This is a genomic window from Leclercia sp. (assembly GCF_036780805.1).
Taxonomy (GTDB): domain Bacteria; phylum Pseudomonadota; class Gammaproteobacteria; order Enterobacterales; family Enterobacteriaceae; genus Enterobacter.
In genome coordinates this window covers 879,603-904,455 of the sequence record NZ_DAIQCE010000001.1, presented here as the reverse complement: position 1 = coordinate 904,455, position 24,853 = coordinate 879,603, and the positions used below count along the sequence as shown (strand labels likewise).

Sequence of the window (24,853 nt, the reverse complement as noted above, 5' to 3'; positions counted from 1 at the left end):
CACGTAGCCTGCATATCGATGACAAAGCGCTACCTAACGTCTTCTTTAAACGTGGTTGTGATCTCTGAGAAAAACGGTCAGTACATCCTTAGGTGGGGTGATGCCACTTTCTGAAAGCAGCCAGCCCACCGCGCCCCGATGATAAGTTCCATGAAACAGCACATGGTTGAGCATATCGACAGCGTTCATTTCGCCCTGTCCGCCATCGACAAACTGGAATTTTATGGTTTCTACAAGGTCAGCGGGGGTCATTGAATCGACATGTTGAATATACCACTCTGTGCATTCCGTCATTTTTGTCAAAAGTTCATCTGCAGATGGGGTTTCTGGCGTATTCAACGCAGTCCAGGCGTGCTTCTGACCGGTAACGTTAGCTCGAAAAATCATATCAACGACGTAGATGTGATTCATCAATCTGAGCGTCAGATGGCGCTTTTCTGCATTAGCAGAAGCATCAACGCTTTTAATCGCTTGTAAAGTTTCACTGTCTATCCAGCGCTTATATCTAAACAACGTCACTATTTTGTCTGTACCCATACGCCACCTCTTCTATACTTTTTATTATCATATCAGCAACATACCAAGGCACTCCACTCGCTTTTGCTTCCGGCTCTTCGCCTGCATCATTTCCTCCCATCCTCCGACCAGGACAATAGCTGAATCTGCTGCCCCAACCCGTCGATCCACTATACTGACCAGTGCAGTTATCATTTTTACAGGAGAATACGCACGGTTAATTACCTGACACCTACCCTACTCATAACCATCAGGAGAACAACATGCAAAAGCGTAAGAACCTGAAAGTCCTGCTGATTGCATCAGCAGTCGCAGCGATGTTCAGCACTGTCGGCGTGCAGGCCCAGACGACGGGTGCCGCACAGAGCGACGCCTCAGCCCAGACCAGTTCGACAGGTTCGATGGCTAAGCTCAGCTCCGGCGACGAAAAAGCATTAAAAGATATGGCGCAGGCCAATATCAATGAAGTCGCCGCCGGTAAGCTCGCTCTGAGCAAGGCCAAGAGCAGCGAAGTTAAAGCCTTCGCGCAGAAGATGGTCGATGACCACGGCGATGCCCTGACCAAAGTTCAGACGGTCGCTAAGCAGAAGGACGTGACGCTGCCGACGGCGCCGGACGCCAAACATAAAGCCATGGCCGACAAGCTGGAAAAAGAGAGCGGCGACGCGTTTGACAGGATGTATATGGAAAACGCCGGCACCAAAGACCACAAAATGGTGTTGTCAAAACTGCAGAGTGACGCCAAAAACATCAAGGATCCCGATGTGAAAGCCCTTGCCGATGCGCACGTTCCGGTCGTTGAGCAGCACCTGAAGTCTGCCGAGCAGATGAAGATGCCAGCCAATAAGTAAGTTGTTCGGTGGGTGCCGGGTTCTGCAACCCGCACTACCGCCAGGCAGCATGGCGCTAACTTTGCGAAGCATCCCTTCTGGCACTGTATGGGCGCATGCTGTCTTCCCCTTAAAACCCCCGATTCTGGTGTTACAACGCAGCCCCATTTTGCGCACTTTAACGGGACCGGCACCCTCACATTGCGTCATAAAGACCTGGCCGATCCGGCTCCCGTGCAGCCGGATTTAGAACACAATACCCCCGCCGCGTTGCAGCGTTTTGCATTGCCGACGGCGGTTACTACTGTGATCAACAAAACCTTCTCCGATCCGCTCTATCAACCAGCCTTTCGCTCTCTCACCTATACCCAGAGCGGCCCGGAAACATGCCTGGTTTGAGGCGCTGCGGGTGTTTATTCGCATTGGCTATCAGGACAACTTTCAGCCGAAACGCTTTACCTTTAGCGATGTCGTGGTGACACGATAAACCCGTCTGTACATCAGCCCGATAACGGGCTGATTTCTCAAATGTTCCGCCTGAAAGCGCGATATTCATCACATTATGCCAGGCTTTATATTCATCACCGAAATATAAGGAGCCTGATATGTCGCATAACAACTCACCGGATCAGTACCCTCGCCCTCCCTTCCCCGAGCAGCTTCAACCCTGGCCGGGGCTCGCCTCGCAGATGACGCCTCAGGCCGATCATGGCGAGACCAGCTATCGCGGTACCGGTAGACTCAAAGGCCGCAAAGCGCTTATCACCGGCGGCGATTCATGGATTGGTCGGGCCGTGGCGATTGCCTACGCGCGTGAAGGTGCAGACGTGGCCATCAGCTATCTGCCCGAAGAGGAGAGCGACGCGGCAGAAGTGATCAAACTTATCCAGGCTGAAGGCCGTGAGGCCGTCGCGATCCCCGGCGATATTCGCACCGAGTCCTTCTGCGACACCCTGGTGGAACGCGCGGCTTCGGCGCTGGGCGGGCTTGATATCCTGGTGAACAATGCCGGACGTCAGCAGTTTTCCACCTCGATTCGCACGCTCTCTACCGCCGACTTTGATGCCACCTTCAAAACCAACGTCTATGCCATGTTCTGGATCACCCGTGCCGCCCTCAACCATCTTTCGACGGGCGCCGCGATCGTTAACACCTCGTCCGTACAGGCGTTCGATCCAGACGCCATCGTGCTGGACTATGCCCAGACCAAAGCCGCCATCGTGGCCTTTACCAAATCGCTGGCAAAACAGCTGGCCAGTGAAGGCATTCGCGTTAATGCCGTGGCACCCGGTCCCTACTGGACGCCGTTGCAGGTAAGCGGTGGCCAGCCGCAGGAGAAGATCGTCAGCATGGGCTCCGGCACGCCGATGGCACGCCCGGGGCAGCCGGTTGAAATCGCTTCGCTTTATGTGACTCTGGCCTCGGATGAGAGCAGCTATTGCTCGGGCCAGGTCTGGTGTGCAGACGGGGGTAACGGGACCCTTTAATTACCCGTAACGAGAAGATAACGCGGCCTGCTGCGCCAGACTAAAGGGATGACACATTTGAAAAATGCTAAATACACGATGCCCACACGCGAGGAAGGGTTTATTGGTCTGGGGGATTATGCCGCAATTGGTGAGGGCCGCTCCGTGGCGCTCATCGCCCCGGATGGCTCGATTGACTGGTGGAGCGCGCCCAACCTGGACTCGCCGCCCCTTTTCGACCGGCTGCTTGACCCGAAGATCGGCGGATTTTTCAGCCTGACGCCCACGATTGACTATACCGTCTCGCGCGCCTATCGCGAGGACAGCAACGTTCTGGAAACCCGTTATGAGACGGATGAAGGCACGGTGCTGTTAACCGAATCGATCAACAGCACCCTGGCGGGGCGTCTGCCCTGGAGTGAACTGGCGCGGCGGCTGGAAGGCGTGCGCGGCACCGTGCCTTTCCGGCTCCATCTGCGCTTCGGGACGATGGTCGAAACGCGCTCGCCCTGGCGGTCCGACACCTTCAAGGGCAGCGTTTACCATATCGGCGATCTGATGGCGATGCTGCATACCAGCGAAAACGTCGTCATCACCCGAGCTGATGACGAGGAGATCGAAGCGGAGATCGTCCTCAGGAAGGGCAGCCGGGAGGTTGTCGCCCTGCTCGTCACCCAGAGTGAACCGCTGGCGGTGCCGGACATTCAGGCGATTGATAACCGCATCGAAACCAGCCATGCCGCCTGGCAGGACTGGGTGCAGGGGCTTAAATACGATGGCCTCTATAAAGATCACGTTATCCGTTCCGCGCTGGCGCTGAAGTTCCTCTGGTACTCGCCAACCGGCGCGCTGGCCGCGGCAGCCACCACCTCCCTGCCGGAAGGGATCGGCGGTAAGAAAAACTACGACTACCGCTTTGCCTGGGTGAGAGATGCCTGCCTGATCATCAAAGCCTTTACCTATCTGGGCACCCTTGAAGAGTGTAAGGCGGCGTTTTCCTGGCTGTCGAAAACCATTATCAAGCACGGCCCGGAGATGCAGGCCTGCTATACCCTCGAAGGCGAGCTGGTACCGGAAGAGCAGTACATTCAACTCCAGGGTTACCAGGGTTCGCAGCCGGTGCGAGTGGGTAATAACGCCCGTAACCAGCGTCAGCTGAGCATGTATGCCGATATGCTCGGGGTGGCAAAGCTGTTTGTTGAAGCGGGCCATATCCTCGACACGGGCACCTCGCGCTTCCTCGGACACCTTGCCAATCAGTGCGCCGACCGCTGGCGCATGAAGGACTCGGGGATCTGGGAGCTGCCGGAAGAGCGTCATTACACCCACTCCAAAATGTCCTGCTGGCTGGCGCTGGACTGCGCCGTGGTGCTGGCGGAGCACAGCCATATTGAACCTACATGGAAGGCGCGCTGGGAACGGGAGCGGGACCGGATCCGCGACTGGGTGGAAGAGCACTGCTGGTCGGAAACCCATCAGTTCTACTGTTTCTACGTCGGCGACGGCGGGCAGCTGGATGCCTCGCTGGGGCTGGTTTCACGCTACGGTATGACAGTGAACCCGAAACGCATGAAGCTGACCTACAAGGCTATCCACCAGCAGCTGGGCCATAACAGCGCGATGGTCTACCGCTACAGCGGCGTTGAGCAGGAGGAGAGCACCTTTATTGCCTGCTCATTCTGGCTGGCAGAGGCCTGGGCATCGATGGGCGAACCGGCGGCGGCTGCAGAGAGCATGGATGAGATTCTGCATACGCTGTGCCACCGCGGCAACGTCGAAACCTTCAATGAGATGTTTGATACCCGCACCGGCGCGTGGGTTGGCAACATGCCCCAGGGCCTGAGCCACCTGGCGCTGATCTGCGCGGCGCAGGCCATCAGCGAGCATCAAAGGAAGGAGAAATAAAACCGTCAGGCGCGGCCCGCCCGGATCACCATCATAATGCCGAGCAGCACGGCGCACATCGACAGCAGCATGCGCAGGCTGAATGTTTCGCCAAGCAGTACCACGCCGCCCAGGGTGGCAAGGCACGGAACGCTCAGTTGCACCGTACTGGCGGTCATGGCCTTCATCCTCGGCAGCAGCGTATACCAGAGGGCGTAGGCCGCGCCTGAGGCCAGTGCTCCGGACGTGATGGCTAACAACAGTCCGGGCGCGCGGGCAAATCGTTCCACCGACGGCAAAAGAGAGAGAATGAGAGTGAAAGGTACGGCGAGAATAAAGTTTCCCGTCGTCGCCGGTATCGCCTCCGGCATGCTTTTTCCTTTCACCGAGTAGTACGCCCATGCCAGCCCTGAGCCGATCATCATCAGCGCGCTGGTCGGTTCCGGAGCATGCGCGCCAGGCAGCAGGAGCAGCACGGTTCCTGCCACCGCCAGAAACAGCCCTGCACCCTTCAGCAAACCGATTTGTTCTCCCTGCCGCCAGCCGTAGATGACCATGGCCGTCTGAACGGTGCCGAAAAGCAGCAGCGCCCCCGTCCCGGTATCGATCTTAAGATAGGACCAGGACATCGCCAGCACATACAGCGTTAAGGCCAGGCCGCTGCGCCAGTCATAATGTATTTTCGCTGCCGGTTTTTTTCTGACGCTCATCAGAATCACCAGGAACAGGGCACCGCTGAGGATCCGCACATCGCTGAAGGTCGCCGGATCGATGTATCCGCCGGTCAGCGCCACCCTGCACAGGACGGAGTTCGCGGCAAACGCCAGCATGGTGAGTATTATTTTTCCTGTCATATCGTCTCTCACAAGTGAAACCTGCCCGAAGCCCTTCAGCTATGCCCCCTATCCTATACTTAAGCAAACCTTCGGAGGTAACTATGTGTGGACGTTTTGCCCAGGCGCAGACCCGGGAAGAGTATCTTGCCTTTCTGGCCGATGAAGCGGATTGCGACATCCCCTACGACCCGGAACCTATTGGGCGCTATAACGTCGCGCCCGGCACCAAAGTGTTGCTGCTCAGCGAGCGTGAGGATCTGTTGCATCTCGACCCGGTCTTCTGGGGCTACGCCCCTGGCTGGTGGGACAAGCCGCCGCTGATCAATGCCCGCCTGGAGACCGCCGCCAGCAGCCGGATGTTTAAACCGCTGTGGCATCATGGCCGGGCGATTGTCTTTGCCGACGGCTGGTTTGAGTGGAAAAAAGAGGGGGATAAAAAGCAGCCTTACTTTATCTCTCGCGCCGACGGGCAACCGATTTTTATGGCGGCCATCGGCAGCACGCCGTTTGAACGCGGCGACGAGGCTGAAGGGTTCCTGATCGTCACCGCCGCAGCGGATAAAGGGCTGGTGGATATTCACGACCGGCGGCCGCTGGTATTAACGCCTGAGGCGGCACGGGAATGGCTGCGCGAGTCGGTGAGCGGCCAGGACGCAGAAGAGATTGCCCACACTGCCGCAGTTCCTGCCGATCAGTTCCACTGGCACGCCGTTACCCGGGCGGTGGGGAATGTGAAAAATCAGGGGCCGGAACTAATTGAGGGAATCAGCACCCCTTAACCGCTAACCGTGCCGCCCCATCGCCTGAGAATCGTTTCTTGCCTGGCATCATGCCCGGTTAAGCCTGTTTCAGCTCGTCCAGAAGTTCAGGATGTTTTTCCAGCGCTTTAAACAACAATACTAATGGCCGTGGCGGCGCGACACGTCCCGTTTCATAACGGCTAAAGGCATTGACCCCGCCGCCGAAAATTTCAGCCGCCTGCCGCTGATCCAGATTCAGGCGTTTACGCACCTTAGCGATGAAGTTTGGATCAACCTCTTCGGCGTTGACCTTACGGTTAAATTCCAGAATGGCGGCGAAGTACTCATCCCCTTCTCCATTGCCGAAAATAATTTCGCCGCACGCATCGCAAAACTGCCCTTTAACGGCATGAAAGATCGTTTTCTGGCCTTTGTATTCATAAGCAATATCGCGGCTTTCATGTTGTAGCTCCGCGCCACCGCAAACAGGACATTTCATCTTCATAGCTCCTTAAATGACACCACCAGCACGCTATCCTATATGCCAAATTGTGCAAAGAGGTTAAATCGCCGAAAATAGCAAGTAAAGATAGCTGATGTTGAAATGCGAGGATGGCCGCAGTTCCCGCCGATCAGTTCCACTGGCACGCCGTTACCCGGGCGGTGGGGAATGTGAAAAATCAGGGACCGGAATTAATTGAGGAGAACAGCCGCGCGTAAAATAAAGCGGATGAAATTGATAACCGTTATTTACTGGAATTTACTCACACTCTACAAATATAAAATGTGTCGTAAGCGAAGCGGCAAAATACCATTCAGGAGGCCCCAATCGGGCCCCCGCTTTACACTTAAACAACCTGTTTTGGCCAGCGTCTCCTTTTCGGGAGTGGCACGCATGAGTGGGGGGTGAGGCGGGTTCCACAGACGGAACATACAGCACCATGAGGTTGGGTTTGCGCTGGGCTAAACGTAGTAAAACGAAATCGCGTACTTGTGCAAACCGGGCACTCAAATTTTAGGTTGGGAATAGCCCCTCCGGGCAGGTGAGTAGAACCACCACCTTAACGCAATTATCAATCGACCAGGGATATATCGTATAAAAAACTGCCTTTTCGCCTATATTTCTTTTCGCTATCCATAATATTTCCGCGATAAAGACTTATCTTACCCGTAATAAATCAGAGAAACGCGTGGTATATCGGGGAGATAGCATCTCTCTTTTCATTTGCCATTGCTGTTCGATGCCCTGCCCGGCAAACCAGAGGGTGCCGCGCCCTTCTTTTTTATTAAGTTCGTCGATAACCGCCATCAGCTCTGCGCTGTTGCGCCGGGGAGGATTTTCATCAAACAGATTGAGCTGCGCGACGCCAAGGCTGAAAAAATCGCCCAGCATGACTCCGGCCTTCTGATAGCGCAGCCCCTCTTTCCAGATGGCATCCAGACAGCGCGTTGCCGCGTTAATAATATCCCGGCTGTCCTCGGTGGGCGTCAGCAGTTTGACTGAGGCGCTGTTGCCATAGTAAGGCTCGTTCAGCGCAAATGGCGAGGTCTTCACAAAGGCGGAGATAAACCGGCAGTACTGGTGCTCGGTCCGCATTTTTTCGGCGGCACGGGCGGCATAGCTACAGATGGCCTGGCGCATCGACTCATAATCGCTGATCCGCTCGCCGAACGAGCGGGAGCAGATAATCTCCTGCTTATGCGGCGGATATTCCTCAAACCCCAGGCAGGGTTCGCCGCGCAGTTCCCGCACGGTGCGCTCCAGTACCACGCTGAAGTGTTTGCGGATCACGGCGGTATGGGTATCCGCCAGATCCAGCGCGGTTTTGATTCCCATCGCATCGAGCTTTTTACTCAACCGCCGCCCGACGCCCCACACCTCTTCGACGGGCAGCGCCGCCATCAGTTTACGCTGCCGCTCAACGCTGGATAAATCGAGCACGCCGCCGGTCTGCCGCTGCCATTTTTTCGCCGCGAAGTTCGCCAGCTTGGCGAGCGTTTTGGTTGGCGCAATACCGACCCCGACGGTCAGATGCGTACGTTGCAGCAGCGTTTGCCGAATTTCACGGCCAAAAACCTCCAGATTGAGACAATTACTGACGCCGGTGAGATCGCAAAAAGCCTCATCAATGGAGTAGATTTCGACCCGGGGAGCGATCTCCTCAAGGGTGGTCATCACCCGGTGGCTCATATCGGCGTAGAGTTCGTAATTACTGCTGAAGGTCACAATCCCGTGGCGGCGGAAAATCTCTCGCTGTTTGAAATACGGCGCGCCCATGGTCACCAGCCCTTTCGCTTCGGCGCTGCGGGCGATAACGCAGCCATCGTTATTCGACAGCACCACCACCGGGCGCCCCTTGAGATCCGGGCGAAACACCGTTTCGCAGGAGGCATAGAAGCTATTCACGTCTACAAGCGCAAACATGATTATTGGCGCGCTTTAACGGGCGCGGTAACGCGCGGAAGGATGAATGGCATAGTATCAAATCCATTTAACTGTATATTTATACAGTATCTATGAATTTATGGCGAAATCAAGGTGCTGACGGTAACCGTATCAACCAGCCCCCTGCCCACAAGGCAGGCAAGCACATTTTGGCTGCAACACAGACCGGGAAGTGCTATACTGTATATAATTACAGTAGGAGGCGCATAATGGCTGTTGAAACAAAATTTGTTGTCGTAAGAAAAGGTGAAGAGAAAATGACATTTGCCAGTAAGAAAGAGGCTGACGCTCACGACAAACTGCTCGACCTGGCAGAAGCGTTCACCGACTGGCTGTTACAAAGCAGCATGCAGATGGATGAAACCCAGGCCGAGAATCTTGGGCTGTATCTTGCGGAGCAGAAAGAGGCCGTGCAGCATATTCTGCGTACCAGCAAGCTTCCCGATCTCAATGCTCCAGCTGCAACAGATAAAACAGAGTCAGATGCAGAAGGCAGTAAAAAAATCAGAGCAGTGAAAGCGGCCTGATCGCCAGAAGACATCCTCTGTCGCCGTAAGCGGGAAACTGCTTACGGCTTTTTTTTTGCGTTCAGGGATCCACAGCGGATTCAGACGACGCGGCCTGATAACAGATATCCATTTCATCCAGCGCCGACTGATTGTCTAACCCCCACTGGTACATGTGCTCAATGGGCTCGGCAAAGGTTCTGCCAAGTGGAGTGAGACGGTAATCGACTTTGGGTGGGATCACGTCATACACATGGCGGGCGATCAGCCCCCGCATCTCCAGCTCTTTCAGCGTCTGGAACAGCATTTTTTTGGAAATCCCCTGCAGGCTGCGTTGTAATTCACCGGTGCGGGCCCGTTCATCCGGCCAGTGATACAGCGCGTGCAGCACCATGGTGCTCCATTTAACTGAAAAGAGTTCCATCAGGCGGCGCGGCGGCGAATCCGCATAGAAAAAAAGCTTACCCTCAACCCAGGCTGGCATTGTGCTGTCCTCTGCTTATGGTCACCAAATGGTAACTACTATCAATATGGAACCCTGTTGACTATAGTCTGCCCCCCTGAGGTAGCCAACACCAGCACATTCCAGAGGTAAGATGAAAATCAACGCATTAGTCGCCCATGACGCGGCACAACCCTTAACATCCGGCCAGGTTTCGCTGCGCGCGTTACAAAAGCAGGATGTCAAAATCGAGATCCTCTACTGCGGCGTATGCCACTCCGATCTCCATATGGCGCGTAACGAGTGGGCGGTGAGTCAGTATCCCCTGGTGCCGGGACATGAAATAGTCGGACGCGTCGTGGACGTTGGGGACGAGGCCACCCGTTTTAAGCCCGGCGATATCGTCGGTGTGGGCGTGATGGTCGACTCCTGCCGCGAGTGCCATTTCTGCAAGCACCACGAAGAGCAGTACTGTGAAGCGGGATTTACGGCGACCTACAACGGCATTGATAAATATACCGGGGAAAGAACCCTGGGCGGCTATGCGCAGAGCGTGATTGTCGATCAACATTTTGTGGTTGCTGTACCGCAAAACCTGCCCCTTGCCGGAGTTGCACCGCTGTTGTGTGCGGGGGTGACGGTCTGGTCGCCGCTGCGCCATTTCAAGGTCAAGGCGGGCGATCGTGTTGGGGTTGTGGGTCTGGGAGGTTTAGGCCATATGGCAGTGAAGCTGGCCAGTGCGATGGGGGCGGAAGTAACGCTGTTTACGACCTCCCCGGAAAAGGGCAAAGATGCCCGTCGTCTGGGGGCACAACGGGTGGTGGTATCGCGCGATCCCGCGCAAATGGCCGCCTGCCAGACCTCGCTGGACTTTATCATTGACTGCGTAGCGGCACCGCACGATCTGGATCCTTATCTGGCCACGCTGAAAACCAATGGCCGTCTGGTGCTGGTAGGCATTCCGGATCAGCCACACAACGCGCCGGATATTACGCCCATGGTATTTCGACGCTTAAGCATCAGCGGTTCGTCGATTGGCAGCATTCAGGAAACCCAGGAGATGTTGAACTTCTGCGGCGAGCACAATATTACCGCCGACATTGAAATGATTGGCGGCGAGGATATCGAGGCAGCCTTTGCCCGGATGCTTAAAGGGGACGTTAAGTATCGCTTTGTCATTGATATGCAGGCGACGAACTGGTAGCCCTCTGAGATTGGCGTATTACCGACGCTGACTCAATTCCTGGCGAGCCGTAATCCATAAAAAACCTGCCAGCAAACATCCCGAATTACCGGCAGGTTTTTCGTTACTCGCTCTGCGCGTGAGTGAGGATTTTCGCCATCCACACGCGGTCAATTGCCCCCGTATCATAATGGCCGAGAGTAAAGACCTGGGCCTGACTCATCATTAGCGCCAGTTCGGGGGTGATATTAAAACTTGCCGCAACTTCATGGCGCTCAAGTCCAGGCCGACGCTTACGACGTTCAATACGAAAGCGCAGCTGGTTGTATTTTGCCCAGCCGATCAGCGCCAGAACAATAAGACTGGCCACCAGCAGGTAGATACGCAACGTACTGAGCGTGGTGTAGAACGGCCTGGCCCCCAATAAAGGATCATGTTCAATCGCGTTTAGCAGACCACTGAAAATCAGCCAGCTAAACCCCAGCCAGGCAACGATTGTTAACAGGGAGTCCATCGCGCGTGGAAACAGCCGTTGTTCAGTAAAAATTAAAGGTTGGATCATGGTTTTAACCTCCCAATACCGCGATCGGGACTCACCCAACGAGCTCTGCTGCGTTTGCGGCGCAGCATGACTTTCGGGAAAGCCACAAGCGTAGTGAACAAGCTCAACATCCAGTACACCACCGGAAACCAGATAACCCAGAACAGTGACGCCGCAATACCGTTCTCGTAGCGTCGTTCAATAAACAGACTGACCGCGAACTGCACCAGGCAGACCACGCCCAGCATCAGGCCAGTAAAAGCCGGTGGGAAAAGGTGCTGAACATATAAAGAATCGGGCATCGGAATAAGCAGCCCGATGAGAAACAACAGAATGGTGACGGCATAGGCAAAGGCCCATGCGGTTGACATACAAAACTCAAGAAACAGAGGCCACATGCGCCGGTACTCCCAGCTCCACAAGCGACGCATATTGACAATAAACACCTCCGCCCCCCCCTGCGCCCAGCGCAGACGCTGCTTCCAAAGCCCTATCAGCGTCTCGGGCATTAAAATCCAACACAGCGCACGAGGTTCGAAGAAAATTGACCAGTGGCGCAGTTGTAACTTCCAACTGATATCAATATCTTCCGTGATCATATCCGGGCTCCAGTACCCCACCTCTGCCAGGGCGCGACGGCGATAAGCGGCAATGACTCCGGAAACGGTAAAGACCTGACCATAGACGCGCTGGGTACGCTTGATGAGGCCGATAATAGATGAAAATTCCCCCACCTGGACGCGCCCAATCAGCGTTGAACGGGTACGGATACGCGGATTACCGGTCACGGCCCCCACGCGAGGGTAATTTAGCAGCGGTGCGACCATATACACCGCCGCATCCTTATCCAGCAGCGCATCACCATCAATGCACACCAGAAAATCACTGCGCGCCGCCGCGGCACCCGCCTGCAGGGCTACCGCTTTGCCCTGATTTTCCGCCAGATGAATCACCCGCAGCCGCGTATATTCACTCGCTAACTGGTCCAGCACGGCCGCAGTGTTGTCTTTAGAACCGTCATTGATAGCAATCACTTCTATGTTTTCATAACGTTGCGCCAGCGCCGCTTCGATAGTCTCACGCGCATTCACCCCTTCGTTAAAGCACGGCACAAGAATGGAAATCAGCGGATTGCCTGCGAGCGTAGGTGGCGGTGTGCCCGGCCCCCATGGCCAGTGGCGCTCGCGGTGGAACCAGAAGTAAAGCCCACCGCTTATCCAGAGGGCCGACATAAACAGCGGCCAGAAAAAGACGAAATCAAGGATCACTTCACCGGTAAAAATCACCGCCACGCCGAGCGGAAAACTGAACATCAGGCAAAGGATCAGGAAGGCGATGAGGCGATCGGTCATTTTTGCGGATACCAGTAAGAGGAGAAAGCAGAACGGATCTCTGCCATCCGGGGTTGATCGTTAATGAAATCGTCCGGGTAATAGCCATAGTTTCCGGCACCGCTCAGCTTGAGCTGCCGCATCCACCCGTTAAGCATTTCACTGCTAACACTGTCCTGCCCTGCCCCCTTACGCCAGTCGCGTGCCTGAAGTTCAAAAACCGTTTTATCCAGCGCGCCAGGGTAACGGGCCACCTGCCCGACGAGTCTGTCCAGCCAGGCATTGGCATCGTTGACCGGGACATTTTCCATCAGCGGCATCGCCATCGGGGCGGTCCAGTCATAGGTGCCAAGAAAATCATTCAGATTCTGCGCAAACCAGGTTTCGCTCTGCGGATCCAGTACCGGCATGGCGTAAATGTTGCGGGCGGTTTTGACCTGTGGGCCGCGCACGGCACGCACGGTTTGCGTGAGCTGTCGGGTAAAATCAATCAGGGCGCGACTTTTAAAGCGCGTCCAGCGCGCCAGCAGCTCCGGGTTGGCGCGGATCTGCGCGAGGTTGTCCGGGAAGCCTGCCTGACGATAGGCTTTGAGCGCATCCGGGGAGGCATCCTCAAAGTCGGTCAAAAAAGCGTCATCGTGGAACAGGATGCCGCTGAAGTTGGCATGGCGCGCCAGGTCCTCGTAGATGTCGTTGATTCTCTGGCGGGCAACCGCATTCCAGGGTGACAGGCGCAAATAGTGGCGGTTATCTGGCGCAATTCGTCCGGTGTCTGACGACCACGCCCCCACGCGAGGCACCGAGGAGTCTAACCCAAACGCCAGTACCGGCATCCAGGCGTAAACTTTCACCCCGGCACGGGTCTGCAACTGCCAGGAAACGAAGTTAAACAGATCCGCCCGCATAGGTAGCCAGCGACTGCGGAAATAGAGGGCATGGACGTTGCCGTCCCCTTTCGGATCGGCATAGGCCTGTAAAAAGACATGGGTTATCTTCATATCGAAAACACGCTGGATGAGCAGATCGATATTTTTACGCTGTTGAGTCGGGTTTTTGTCGTACACATAGTCGAGATCGATATGCATAACCCGCATGGTATCAGGTTCCCTGACCTGAGCTATCTGGCTGGCGAAGCTACGCAGCGAAGGGTTGTTGGAAATCAGCACCCGGGGAATGTCTTCCAGATTGGCGGCATTCGCCAGCCCCTGGTTCAGGGTGAAAGCCATCTGGTAGCCCTGCTGATGCGCGAGCTTCAGTGTTGTCCCGCTCGCCGCACCGTAGGGCCAGACCCAGGCTCGCGGAGCTTTCCCGGTGACCTCTTTGATTTTGCCCGAAATGCGCGACAGGTCGGCATTCATACGCTGTTCAAACTGCGCATCCGTTTCGTACTGCCCGCTGGTTTTATCGTAAAAACGGTTAGCGGCCGCGGGCTCCTTACTGCCTTGCGGATTGGCCTGATGGCCGTAATGGGATGCCCAGGTGTGCGCACCCACTTCCACCAATCCCGACTCGCTGGCCTCGCGTACCATCTTCCAGGTGGCAAATTTTTCCCGCGGCGTCTTTAGTCCGCCAAAATCCACCATCGAGTGTTCCGGTGCATCCACCCAACTGCCGACAGGCGCCCACAGAGCAGGCCATTTGAACAACCGAAGCAGCGGCAGAACGCGCGTCGAGAAGCTACTGTATCCATCATCAAAGGTCAGCAGCACCGCCTTTTCAGGCAAGGTGATTTTCCGGGCATGGGCATCCAGCACCTGCTGCACGCTAATCGGGTGGTAGCCGTTATCATTCAACCAGGCAAACTGGTCGTTCAGGGCGCTGGTGCGCACGGACAGATAGCGCTGATCGGCGGCGCCGTCTTCCACGTCATGCCAGGCCAGCACAAGAAAGCTGTTTGTGGGCCAGCGCTGGTCCGCATACAGCGGCGCTCGCTCGGCGGGAGGAAGATAACGCGGTGCCGCGGCCAATGCACACATGCTCATCATCATCCACCCGACGATTACCCTCGCGGCGAGAAGCCATCGTTTCATCATGATGCGCCCTTAAAACCTGACATTCAGTTCAAATGCGAGGGCAATATTGCGCTCCCGCTTCCCATCGTAAGGACGCTTATCCCAGGTCAGTTTCACCCCGGCATCCACTACGTTATTCCATTGAATACGTTGCCCGTAACCAAACTGATTGATGGGCCCCGCGCTGTGCCCTTTTTGCCAGTAACCGCCCGCCCCGGCCTCAAACTGCTGCTTCCAGACCGTGTCGTAATGGCGGTAGAGCACATGTTCGGCGCGCAGCCCTGCAACCGCCGAAACATCACGTTCGGGGTTGTAATAAGGCACATTTTCTTTGCTGTTATAGCTACCGCTGATGCCAGGGATAAAATCCAGAGTGAAAAGTGGCAGCGTCCAGAGGCGTTCTTTACCGCTGATGCCGTATTCCAGTCGATCGTTGCCGTCGGTGAAATGGGCGCCGGAAAGCGAAAGTTGATATTCGCGTCGTTCGTTCTGATACCAGCGTACCCACAGATCGCCACCGTTGGCGTTTACCCCATTGCGCAGGGCACGCAGGGGCGTGTTACGGGATAACCGCTCCGCCGAGCCCCCGACCCGCCAGCTGTCGCTGAAATCGTACCAGCCAGAGAGGCGTCCGCCGATTTTCTGATCGCTGCCATCGTTGCGCCCGGAGACCTCCATTTCGGCCCAGCTATCCCTTGACGTCCATTCCGCGCCCGCCAGCAGGTCGCGGCTTATTCCCTTCCCCTCTTCAAACTCGCCACGGGCAAAGTTGTAGCCGGTAAACAGTCGCCAGTTTTGGTTTATAGGTGGGCTATAAAGCGCAGTGTTGAGGGTAAAATCATGTTTACCACTGATCGGACTGTCGGAGGCGATGCCCTGAGATCCGGCTATCCGCAGTTCAGCTTTGTTATGCACCGCCATCAGTCGTTCAAGCTGCAACGTGGCGGCGTCATCCGGGCTGCGGACAACCACATCCTTCGCCAGTTCGTCGGCCTGCTGCCACTCCTGTAGCTCCATGGCCGTCCATGCTTGTTGCCTTTCCAGCTCCAGGTTGCTGGGTTCAATGACTTCGGCAAGCTTAAGTTCGCGCTCTGCGGCACGAGGTAATCCTCTCGCCAGCAGCACTGACGCATAGGCAATACGCAGTGCCTGGTTACCCGATCCTGTACGCGCCAACCGCTCCGCATGCTTCTCGGCTGCAGGCAAATTATCGATGGTCACCAGATATTCGGTTTGTAAGGTTCTGGCCAGCAGCCAGTTGTCATTGGGCTGCGGCGTGGGAGAACCATAGACCCGGATCAGGTAAGGAGTCTCTTTGCTGTATGCATCCAGTTGTTCTTTCGCCTCGTCGAAATGGTTGTTATCGAGACGGGCATGCAGCAGTTCCTGTTGATCGTCCATGGTCAGCGGCTTTGATGCCAGGGTCGTGCCACGCGGAAAATAGATGCTTTCAAGCAGCGACTCGGCTTTGTCCGGCTGCTTCTGCGCAAGATATGCAGAAGCGACCCATCTTCTGGCGTAGTCAGGAACAGGCGTTCCGCTCGCCTCGAGCGATTCAAATTCGGCGATCGCTTCATCCATGTGTTTGCGGATAACCAGCGCCCCCAGCCGGTCAATTCTGGCGCGTCGCACATCACCTTGCGCCTCGGGATGTTGTTTCCACTCGGCAATCAGCGCGTCATAGCGAGCCAGTGCTTTATCTGCCACCAGAAATCGTTCATCTTCATTGCGGGTGGGCGTGAACGCAGCGCGGACGGTTTGCGCCGCCGCATCCAGTTCAAGTTGACGTGTAATGGCATCAGGCTGCGGGTAGCGCTCTGAAAGGGTCAGCGCGGGGCCGGCAATGCGGTTGGCAGACATGGCAGCCAGCAGCGTGGGCACCACGTTTTTGTTGCGGTCTGAATCGGTATCGATTTGGCTGGCCGCCAGTACTGAATCCCAGTTTTTACCCTGAGCATGATAAACATACGCCAGCAGTGCCTCTCTCTCTGGCCCCGGCTCCTCGTCTAACCAGCGCTGGGCTTCGGTGATGGCCTGCTCGTTACGATGGGCATCTGCGAGCGTCATTATCCAGCCGGTTCGGGCGTCGCTATTGCTGGGCTCACTTTGCAGAACGGTTTCCCAGACGGCCAGCGAGGCATCCCACTTCTTTTGGTTACGCAGCGCGCGGGCGGCAGCGACTTGCCCTCTGGCAGGGATGGCCATACGTTGGCGATAACGATCCCATACCGCCAGCGTCTCAACGTCATTATTGGCCCATGAGGAAACCTGAAGCCAGTCAGCAATCTCTCCCGCCGTTAACTGGGTCTGCTTTTCCCGAACGGCAAGGTATTGCAATAAAGGCTGGCGGTCGCCATCCCGTGCCTGAATAATAAGTTCGTCGTAGGTAGACGCCTGGGCGTATACCCATGTCGGGAACAACATGCTCACCATTAATAAGTATTTTCCTGAACGCAATGGTTTAATAACGCAAAAGGAGCAGGAAATTCTGAACATAGCTATCCCTTTATCTCTGTTTTAACGTGAGCTTTTCATTTACTCATGACTAAAAGATGACAAAAACTTAATAAATAAACAAGAAACAAAAAAGCACAGCCAAATTTAAAATGTCATGCTTTTTTCGTATTTATCATTATCCGGTTAAGGACTACTTCTTTTAAAATCACACCTGAACGCCACTCAAAAAGTTAGCAGCAACGTTTATTTTTTACAAATTCACACAATACGAAAAACACGCCGGAGCGTGCTTTTCATGTTAATTTCATGCTTTCGTATCAGACTTTTTTGCCTACTCAGTAAAATGCCCTGGTAAGCGTCCGTTAAAAATTCTTATCCAGAGAAAGCGTGACATTCCTCTGTCGATAATCATAGAAATCGATATTGCTATCGACCCGCTTATAGGTGAAATTCAGTTTCGGCATCACCCCAAAGAAATAGAGGTCTCGATGCCAGAGCGAGAGGTTATAGATCTGTTCGTTATCTTTGCGTCGCGTCGAGAAGATATCACTGTCGGCCTGGTAATTGCGTCTGGCAATGGCCGTGGTGGCGGCAAAAGAGAGTTGCCAGGGCATCTCAACCTGCACCCCGCTGCGCAAACCTACCCGATGGTTAGATTCACTGCGAGTGAAGGTCTGCTGATCGAGCAGATCGAAGCCGGCAAATCCTGATACCCGGTTACTGAAGGCATGGGACAAGGTTGTGGAAGAGTAACGATTTTGCCCGCGCAAAAATCGATAATCTTCATCATCATAATCCAGTTTCTGATATTCCAGCGCCTGACTCACCTGCCAGGTGGGCGTAAGTAAATAACTGTATTCAGCGCGGACGCCAGGACCAGAAGAATATGCCTCGGTGCCATACCATCTTTTTTCATAAAAAGGCAACAGGGCAAATTGTTGCCGGAAATTACGCCACTGATATCCAGCATATGCACGGGTGGTAATATCATCAAAATCATGATTATTCCAGTAACTCTTACCGTTTACCGTACCCAGAAATCGCAAGCCATGCTGATCGTAGAGTTGAACATCTTTTTGTAATGCGCCATTGAACCAGAAACCTTCACCGCGCTGAGGGAAACTATCCTTATTACGAATAAACAGACGATCGCCAACCCGAATGGTTTTACCCGATGAAGCATTATTTACATTGCTGTCATTCAGATAACTCACGCTGAATGAACCGGTTAATGCGCTGCCTTTCTGAATGCGCTCAAGATATTGTGCAATGACCTGCTGAATATTCTCAGGCGGATTGCTTTGTAATACACGACGAAATTGATAATCAGCCGCGTCAAACTGACGATTTTCAAACATGGCACGCGCTAAATCCAGACGCACCGCAGCAAAGTCAGGATGCCTGGCCAGAATCGCGCGATAGTGTTCAATCGCCTCTGCATAATGCCCCTGGCTACGCGCCAGACCGGCTTTTGCAAAATGAATCAGGGTGGAATCCGGATTAGGTGACGCCGCATAGACAGGTAAAATGGCCTGAACCATCGGCCACTTCTCTTCACGAATGGCCTGATCGAGCAGCGCCATCGCCAGCTCTGGCTGTTCCGCCAGTTGAGCATTGGTAACATGCAGCGTCTTTTCGCCAGTGTCGGTGCGCTTGTCCGGCGTGGTCAGTCGTTCAAAATGGGGAGCAGCAGGAATCGAGTCGGTTTCCGGCGGCGCAGCAAACGCAACGCTGAGCGGGCACAGCAAACTCAGTGCGCCAGTACGCAAAATATTCATAGAAAGGCTTACCATCTGAAGGTCCGGTCAGCCAGGCTGACCGGAAAACGATTTATTGACGTGTCGCGCCAAAGGATGCGTTTTTAGTTGTGTCTGCAAACTGCGCCAGACCGCCTAACTCTTCAGCCGTGGGACCATTGAAATGTCCGGTGAACGTCCCCGCCTGCCCGTCGGATTGCGCATTACCGGTGAAACCACCGTTGGCAATGTTGCCCTGCATCGCAACTTCGCTACCAAAGGTATCATTTCCGGCAATGGTGCCGTTGATGGTTTTCGCAGCGAAATCAATGTTAAAGCGAGCATCACTCAGGTTATTTTCACGCATACCGTGACCCACATAGGTCGCAGTTCCCTGGGTTGGCACGTTAGCCGCGAGCGTGGCATCCCCGGTGTAGAAGACGTCATGCTGACCTTTTTCAAATTGTGTCCAGGTACCGAACGTGGTGTAACTCATACGGCCACAGCACCATGACGTTGAGGAGACCGGGGAATGGTCATCACGGGTGAGCCGCTGGGTTTGCACCAGGCCCGCAGAGATCCCGGTGCCGCGCATAACATATTCACGGCCCTCAGGGGTGGTATAGGTCCAACCAGAAAGGGTACCGCCGGTGGTCAGGCTAACCGGTGCCGTGGCAGGGGTTTCCGGTGTGGTGCCCGTATTGCCGTTATCCGTTTGCACAGGCGCAGTGGTTACCGGGGGCGTGCTGTCGCCACCGCCGCCGCCACCACCACCACCACCACCGCCACATGCAGTCAGCACAAAAGCAGTCAGTAATAAACCAGGTTTTAAGATCCCCATACGCTAAACGTCCTTGGTTGTGAATAAATTCGTAGGATTTGTAACATAATTTTTACGAATAAATTTACGTCAAAACATTCAGCATCTCTAATGAATAGTTATTATCCCCGTTAATTCTAAGATTAATCTTAACAAGCACTTACATGACGTTGCGCCTATGCATCTGTTAATCGGCGTTAATTTAACTTAAGGCGATTCATTAGCGTTTTTTACGCGCTTTCTATTATGTGCCCTTATTCATCCCCTCTTTCCTGCTTATGACAAATAGTGTCACTTAGATCTTTACATTTTTTTCAACATTAAGGATTTCTTTAACGGAACGACGCTGAACGCATTTTAAACCCTATATAGGAGGAATGACGTATGCGTCAGCTTATCCGTGAAATTCTCTCTGCGGGAGATCGCGTGAACCGTACAGCACTGTGCGCCAGGCTAATTGCGGAAGATGGCGCGTGGCGAGCGAGAGGGTGCGTGTAGTAAAGTGTTGGCGCTGGCGGAAGGCCGCGATAGCATTACCGCTCTGCATCAGAATATGCATAACGATACTCAATGCGATATTCAGGCACCAAAAGGACTGGATATACCGCTAAAGAGATAAGTTACGACTCAGGATAAAGCAGACGATACGCATCCGGATTAAATCTGGATTCAGTAATGGTCCGCTTTGTGCCAGGAGCGGACATTGAGGTAATCGAACAATGTTAATTAGTAGGGAGCTGGAATAAATATGATGGTTTGGTTCAAAGTGTTAACACTCACGAAATGAGTGAGTGTTGCACTAGTCTAGCCTCATGTTGCTGATGAAGACATAAATAATGTCGGGGAGCAAGTCAGTTTTCGGTGCCACAACATTTTCCTGATTCACATAGTTTTATTCTTGTTGATCAGGGTAGCGCTACCGAACAAGCCTTCGAAAAAAAGACACTCGGGAACATTTGAGGTACCTGTAAGTGTGGATTGTTGGCGGATACTACTCAAGCGAAACCTTAATAATGTGTGTTTCCGCGAGACTGACAGAATTAGAGAACAGTTTTGTTCCCTTTGGCGCGCTAACTTTTGTAATGACATTGCAAGCTCCAATTCCTTTTATTTTGTTGGATAATGCTGGGGAATCATGTGGAAAATTGAGGCGTTCTACATTTAAGGGGTGCGGCTTAAAGTATTGAATCATAGTTGCTTCAATTGTTTCGATAATATCAGAGAAAGGCAGGATTGGCGGTTCGAGAGGGGATGGGCGATACAGAACAATAGAGGTAGTCTGCTTGCTTGGTCGTCGGTTTTGTTCCGCCAGTAACTTCTGTAGTTTCTCGTGACCCTCACCAAGACGGTCTTGAGCTTCACGTTTCGCCGATTTGGCGATTCCAATGTATTCAATGCGCAATGGAATTGACGGACAGTTTTCCGCGTAAATTAAAAGAAAGGACAGGTTGCATGGAAAGCTCTCAGTACCAGGGCCGGAGCCTCTAAACTCAAAGCTGTCTGGAAAAATACCGTAACTTGTCGCGCGTACATCCGCAAATGGAATCGGAGACCGAAAGACAATTTTGTGCTCCGTAACTGAACCCGGCGTGAACTCAAATTTAACGGTGGATACGAAATGGGTCGAAGAAATTTTGCGTATAGAACTCGGAATAACCTCAGCCCTTGAATGGGTAACTAGAGAGTATATTCGGAAACCACCAAACTCACCCTGTAAAAATAAACGATGATCTTCGCTAATGCGAATTACTTTTACACCCTCCATCATTCCTGGCGGTTGGTTCATATACTCGATATAGGATGGATCGACAACTGTAGCTGGACCGGTTGTAAAATAAAGCATAGGAATATTCATTTATTTAACCTTACATGCATCAATAATAACCTATCAGTCTGTTCTGCAATAGCTTTCTTTAAGCTTGATGATAGCTTCAGCTCTTCGCTCATAAGGGACAACCATACTCAAATCTCCTGCAATGTGGGAGATTTGAGTATGAACACGTCACCGTGGAACAAAGACCGTATCATAGGCCAAAAAAGACCACTTCAGATATCTCATATCTGGGGTATCCGAATCCGACTTGAACTGGAAGGTAAAACGCGCGATTTAGCTCTGTTCAGTATGGCCCTTGACAGTAAGCTACGAGGCTGTGAGCTGGTCAAACTCAAAGTAACTGATGTTGCATATGGTGGCTCTCTTTCAAGCAGAGCAACGGTATTGCAATAAAAAACCGGTACCCCTGTGCAATTTGAGATAACCAAAGGGACAAGAGAAGCTATTACTGCATTGATAAAGCCTGGCAATTTGCACAGTAAAGACTTCTTGTTTCGGTCTTGAGTCGGAACTAACCAGCACATTTCAACTCGGCAATACAACCGAATCTTTCATGGGTGGGTAGAAAAGCTTGGTCTTGAAGATTCGCTTTACAGCACACATTCCATGAGAAGAACAAAACCTTACCTGATCTACAAGAAAACCAAGAATCTCCGGGTGATCCAACTTCTGTTGGGCCATAAGAAACTGGAAAGCACAGTCCTTTATCTGGGTATTGAAGTCGAATTAACAAATGGATGATAAGGTAGTGGTTTATTCACTCTAAAAAGGCTGCGACATGAGTAATGTGATTAGAAAGAATTATCCTGAATTAGGTGAAGTAAAGGCACCTTACGTCCATTCCGTAAAGCATGGCAACACGCTCTACATTTCAGGACTTACTGCCTTTGGCACTGCAGCTCAACACCAGGGTATTACCGAGCAGGCTGAAGAGATCTTCAACCAACTCAGGAAAATCGCCAGCGCAGAAGGCACGGATTTTTCCGCCCTGATTAAAGTGACTCTATTCATCACCTCTTTTGCGGAGATCGACGCGCTACGAAAAGTGTTGTACCGAAATTACGGCGATTGCTTGCCAGCGAGTTCGCTCGTGGAGGTCAGCCGCCTCTTCTCACCGGATCTCTCAATTGAAATTGAAGCGATACTCGGACTTTAATTCATAACTCTTTGCTGAGAGCCCTGCTCTTTTACCCGCCATACACCTCAACACGCGCACCTAATTTCCGGGCTAACCCTGTGGCGCCGTCGCGCATTACCCGGTGGTGGTTCCAGCGAAAAACCGGGCCTGCCAGCGGCGCAAGCAGGTTCATCCAGCGGGTATTGGTGCAGATATCCCAGTCATAGCGGACGATGGTCTCCCGCCCACGGTCAGTCAAAGTCCACACGCCCCGCCCTGTCACCTCGCCGCGGGCCTCCCCTTCCAGCAGGTATAAAGGTTGAATGGTTAAAACATGAATATCAAAGGTGATGCGATACGGGAGCGCGCCCTTCCAGGTGTATCGATGCAGAGCGCCAATCCCGCGAACATCGCCTTTTTTTATTTCGAGGATCTGCTCCAGGCTTCCCCACCATTCAGGCCATAAATCCGGATGGGACAGGATCTCCCAGACCTCCTGAACCGAAGCCTCAACCCGCCAGACGGTAGAAAACTGGAAGTCAGCCATAGCGCAGGTCTCCCGTCAGGGTGCGAAAATATCAGCAGGGAAAGGCACGTTGATCGTCATGTCCTCCATCAGCACGGTTTCCAGCAATTTTCCCCCCAGTCCATAGCTGACCACTTTGCCGGGCAATCCGGATTGTTTATCGAACCAAACCTCATAGCGATGAACCGCATCCACGGTCTTACCTGCCGGGCCAACCACCGACAGATGTAGGGTCGGTTTCCCGGCGACCGTCTCTTCACCGGCAAGAGCGGTGGTGCCCCCCTGCTGCAAACGACGGAGGTTATTCAGCAGCACGCCCATGTCGGATTGATCCACCCGATGACCATTTTCATCCATTATCAGTGGATCCGCGGGCGACAGGTTCAGCACCGGAAAGGTCCCCACGCCAAAGGGCCACAGCTTCACCTTGCCATTGGCCGGATTATAAATAAGCACCGCCCCGGCGTGCGGCGTGGAGAAATCCATCCGCACATAGCCCGGTTTACGGTAGCGATAGCGGATGACTTTGGTTTCATCCTGCGAGGAGACGGAGCGCACCGTCACCTGATAAGACTGGAGTTGGGCAAAACGTTGCAGGGCGCGCGCAACAGGATCGGAGGGGGTAGCGCCCTGCAAAAAAGCGGCGGCCACCACCATCCTGTCCGCGGCGTGCGCAGACTCATGAAGGCTGACGAGCAGCAATGTTGTCAGTATTACTGCCACAGAGAGGACGCCGCCGATGATGGTCTCCTGCAATAACACGATCGGGAATAGGATCAGTATGTCGGATAACCGTTGAATGTGCCGGACAGGTCGTTAAAAGCGGCTCCCTGCCATCTCCCGCGCATCCTCTCCGGCTGGCAAACGGAGCGGCGTAGCCGGGTCGGTTGCCATCTGCCAGATGGCTTGAGCCACCTCCTCGGGACGGGTCACCTTCGCACGTTCATCCTGCATGCCGTGAAAGATTCGCTGGCTAAACGCGGCATATTCCTCAGGGATCTCCCCCATGACGCGTTGCGCATTTTCGCCGAAACGGGTTGCGGGCGAGCGTCCGGGCAGAACCAGGCCCACGCGGATAGTAAAGGGCGCAAGCTCAAGCGCCAGCGATTCCGTGAACGCATTGACCGCCGCCTTACTGGCGGTATAAACCGCCAGCAGCGGCAGCGGTTTGAGCGTGACGGCAGAAGTGACATTCACGATCGCGCCTGAACGCCGTTGTCTGAACTGCGGGAGGAAGGCCTGGGTCATGGCGATGGTGCCAAGGGTGTTGGTTGCAAAAACCTCCCTCACCGCCTCCGGGGAGACCCCTTCAAGCGCGTTTAACATGCCGACGCCAGCATTGTTGACCAGAACATCGATATCACCCGCGTCTGAGACAGCCCGGTCAATGCTCTGCTGAGAGGTAACGTCGAGCGCTAAAAGGCGCAGACGATCGCTTTGCGGGAGGAGCCCCTTCTGCGGGGTGCGCATGGTGGCAATCACTTTCCAGCCCTGCTCAAGAAAGTAACGTGCGGTTTCGAGACCAAAACCGGATGAACAGCCCGTAATCATAACCGTTTTCATATTCACTCCTGCGTGTGGTTGACCTGAGCAAATAATAGACACCCCTCGCCGGACGGACTATATTCAA

23 protein-coding genes and 2 pseudogenes are annotated in these 24,853 nt (G+C 53.9%); 10 read left to right on the top strand and 15 right to left on the bottom strand.

Annotated features, from left to right (window positions below; all coding sequences use genetic code 11):
- Positions 1-45: 45 nt before the first annotated feature.
- On the bottom strand, positions 46-537 hold the full coding sequence (locus tag V7Q49_RS04185) for a DinB family protein (RefSeq protein WP_333849476.1): 492 nt from the start codon (positions 535-537) through the stop codon (positions 46-48).
- Positions 538-779: 242 nt separating this feature from the next.
- On the opposite strand from V7Q49_RS04185, the gene V7Q49_RS04180 reads away from it, so the two are divergent.
- From V7Q49_RS04180 to V7Q49_RS04165, 4 genes are all read left to right on the top strand, one after another.
- Positions 780-1,367 carry a DUF4142 domain-containing protein gene (locus tag V7Q49_RS04180; protein ID WP_333849475.1) on the top strand — a complete coding sequence of 196 codons (588 nt, stop codon included), beginning with the start codon at positions 780-782 and terminating at the stop codon, positions 1,365-1,367.
- A 180-nt stretch (positions 1,368-1,547) separates the two neighbouring features.
- Complete coding sequence (locus V7Q49_RS04175; RefSeq protein WP_333849473.1) at positions 1,548-1,745, top strand: hypothetical protein; 198 nt, start codon at positions 1,548-1,550, stop codon at positions 1,743-1,745.
- A gap of 206 nt (positions 1,746-1,951) precedes the next feature.
- Entirely contained in the window at positions 1,952-2,833 is an 882-nt protein-coding gene (locus tag V7Q49_RS04170; RefSeq protein ID WP_333849472.1) for an SDR family oxidoreductase, read from the top strand.
- A gap of 48 nt (positions 2,834-2,881) precedes the next feature.
- Positions 2,882-4,717 carry a glycoside hydrolase family 15 protein gene (locus V7Q49_RS04165; protein WP_333849471.1) on the top strand — a complete coding sequence of 612 codons (1,836 nt, stop codon included), beginning with the start codon at positions 2,882-2,884 and terminating at the stop codon, positions 4,715-4,717.
- A gap of 5 nt (positions 4,718-4,722) precedes the next feature.
- Here V7Q49_RS04165 and V7Q49_RS04160 read toward each other — a convergent pair whose 3' ends face one another.
- Positions 4,723-5,550: a DMT family transporter gene (locus tag V7Q49_RS04160; protein WP_333849470.1), complete on the bottom strand. Its 828-nt coding sequence runs from the start codon at positions 5,548-5,550 to the stop codon at positions 4,723-4,725.
- 83 nt (positions 5,551-5,633) lie between these two features.
- Here V7Q49_RS04160 and V7Q49_RS04155 point away from each other — a divergent pair, with 83 nt between their 5' ends.
- A complete protein-coding gene (locus V7Q49_RS04155) occupies positions 5,634-6,311 on the top strand; it encodes an SOS response-associated peptidase (RefSeq protein ID WP_333849469.1) in 678 nt (225 codons plus the stop codon).
- Positions 6,312-6,369: 58 nt separating this feature from the next.
- On the opposite strand, the gene V7Q49_RS04150 is transcribed toward V7Q49_RS04155, so the two are convergent.
- Positions 6,370-6,771 carry a type II TA system antitoxin MqsA family protein gene (locus V7Q49_RS04150; RefSeq protein ID WP_333849468.1) on the bottom strand — a complete coding sequence of 134 codons (402 nt, stop codon included), beginning with the start codon at positions 6,769-6,771 and terminating at the stop codon, positions 6,370-6,372.
- Between the two features lie 119 nt (positions 6,772-6,890).
- Here V7Q49_RS04150 and V7Q49_RS04145 point away from each other — a divergent pair.
- Positions 6,891-6,992 (top strand): annotated as a pseudogene (locus tag V7Q49_RS04145) (SOS response-associated peptidase); the annotation flags it as partial.
- 439 nt (positions 6,993-7,431) lie between these two features.
- On the opposite strand, the gene V7Q49_RS04140 reads toward V7Q49_RS04145, so the two are convergent.
- Positions 7,432-8,697: a Y-family DNA polymerase gene (locus tag V7Q49_RS04140; protein WP_333849466.1), complete on the bottom strand. Its 1,266-nt coding sequence runs from the start codon at positions 8,695-8,697 to the stop codon at positions 7,432-7,434.
- A 230-nt stretch (positions 8,698-8,927) separates the two neighbouring features.
- Here V7Q49_RS04140 and V7Q49_RS04135 point away from each other — a divergent pair, with 230 nt between their 5' ends.
- Positions 8,928-9,245, top strand: a complete 318-nt coding sequence (locus V7Q49_RS04135; protein ID WP_333849465.1) for a YebG family protein — start codon at positions 8,928-8,930, stop codon at positions 9,243-9,245.
- A 61-nt stretch (positions 9,246-9,306) separates the two neighbouring features.
- Here V7Q49_RS04135 and V7Q49_RS04130 read toward each other — a convergent pair whose 3' ends face one another.
- Positions 9,307-9,708, bottom strand: a complete 402-nt coding sequence (locus V7Q49_RS04130) for a winged helix-turn-helix transcriptional regulator (RefSeq protein WP_333849464.1) — start codon at positions 9,706-9,708, stop codon at positions 9,307-9,309.
- Positions 9,709-9,820: 112 nt separating this feature from the next.
- On the opposite strand from V7Q49_RS04130, the gene V7Q49_RS04125 reads away from it, so the two are divergent.
- The gene (locus tag V7Q49_RS04125) at positions 9,821-10,870 is read left to right on the top strand and encodes an NAD(P)-dependent alcohol dehydrogenase (protein ID WP_333849463.1); all 1,050 of its coding nucleotides are present in this window, start codon (positions 9,821-9,823) and stop codon (positions 10,868-10,870) included.
- 103 nt (positions 10,871-10,973) lie between these two features.
- Here the strand turns inward: V7Q49_RS04125 and pgaD are convergent, their stop codons facing one another.
- The 7 genes from pgaD to V7Q49_RS04090 all read right to left on the bottom strand — a co-directional run bounded on the left by pgaD (position 10,974) and on the right by V7Q49_RS04090 (position 21,601).
- Positions 10,974-11,411: a poly-beta-1,6-N-acetyl-D-glucosamine biosynthesis protein PgaD gene (pgaD, locus tag V7Q49_RS04120; protein WP_333849462.1), complete on the bottom strand. Its 438-nt coding sequence runs from the start codon at positions 11,409-11,411 to the stop codon at positions 10,974-10,976.
- Positions 11,408-12,742: a poly-beta-1,6-N-acetyl-D-glucosamine synthase gene (pgaC, locus tag V7Q49_RS04115; protein WP_333849461.1), complete on the bottom strand. Its 1,335-nt coding sequence runs from the start codon at positions 12,740-12,742 to the stop codon at positions 11,408-11,410. The genes pgaD and pgaC overlap by 4 nt, the downstream gene beginning before the upstream one ends.
- Positions 12,739-14,754, bottom strand: a complete 2,016-nt coding sequence (gene pgaB, locus V7Q49_RS04110) for a poly-beta-1,6-N-acetyl-D-glucosamine N-deacetylase PgaB (RefSeq protein WP_333849460.1) — start codon at positions 14,752-14,754, stop codon at positions 12,739-12,741. Before pgaB ends, pgaC begins: the two co-directional genes overlap by 4 nt.
- Positions 14,755-14,763: 9 nt before the next feature.
- On the bottom strand, positions 14,764-17,166 hold the full coding sequence (gene pgaA / locus V7Q49_RS04105) for a poly-beta-1,6 N-acetyl-D-glucosamine export porin PgaA (RefSeq protein ID WP_333849459.1): 2,403 nt from the start codon (positions 17,164-17,166) through the stop codon (positions 14,764-14,766).
- A 386-nt stretch (positions 17,167-17,552) separates the two neighbouring features.
- Positions 17,553-18,983: a porin family protein gene (locus V7Q49_RS04100; RefSeq protein WP_333849458.1), complete on the bottom strand. Its 1,431-nt coding sequence runs from the start codon at positions 18,981-18,983 to the stop codon at positions 17,553-17,555.
- Positions 18,984-19,020: 37 nt separating this feature from the next.
- Entirely contained in the window at positions 19,021-19,767 is a 747-nt protein-coding gene (locus V7Q49_RS04095) for a Slam-dependent surface lipoprotein (protein ID WP_333849457.1), read from the bottom strand.
- Between the two features lie 970 nt (positions 19,768-20,737).
- Positions 20,738-21,601: a hypothetical protein gene (locus tag V7Q49_RS04090; RefSeq protein WP_333849456.1), complete on the bottom strand. Its 864-nt coding sequence runs from the start codon at positions 21,599-21,601 to the stop codon at positions 20,738-20,740.
- A gap of 138 nt (positions 21,602-21,739) precedes the next feature.
- Here V7Q49_RS04090 and V7Q49_RS04085 point away from each other — a divergent pair.
- A pseudogene (locus V7Q49_RS04085) lies at positions 21,740-22,321 on the top strand (tyrosine-type recombinase/integrase).
- Positions 22,322-22,358: 37 nt separating this feature from the next.
- Positions 22,359-22,736, top strand: a complete 378-nt coding sequence (locus V7Q49_RS04080; RefSeq protein ID WP_333849455.1) for a RidA family protein — start codon at positions 22,359-22,361, stop codon at positions 22,734-22,736.
- A gap of 31 nt (positions 22,737-22,767) precedes the next feature.
- On the opposite strand, the gene V7Q49_RS04075 is transcribed toward V7Q49_RS04080, so the two are convergent.
- The 3 genes from V7Q49_RS04075 to V7Q49_RS04065 form a co-directional block, all read right to left on the bottom strand.
- Entirely contained in the window at positions 22,768-23,244 is a 477-nt protein-coding gene (locus V7Q49_RS04075) for an SRPBCC family protein (RefSeq protein WP_333849454.1), read from the bottom strand.
- A gap of 15 nt (positions 23,245-23,259) precedes the next feature.
- Complete coding sequence (locus V7Q49_RS04070; RefSeq protein WP_333849453.1) at positions 23,260-23,946, bottom strand: LolA family protein; 687 nt, start codon at positions 23,944-23,946, stop codon at positions 23,260-23,262.
- A gap of 93 nt (positions 23,947-24,039) precedes the next feature.
- Positions 24,040-24,786, bottom strand: coding sequence for an SDR family oxidoreductase (locus V7Q49_RS04065; RefSeq protein ID WP_333849452.1), 747 nt, complete (start codon positions 24,784-24,786; stop codon positions 24,040-24,042).
- Positions 24,787-24,853: the final 67 nt, after the last annotated feature.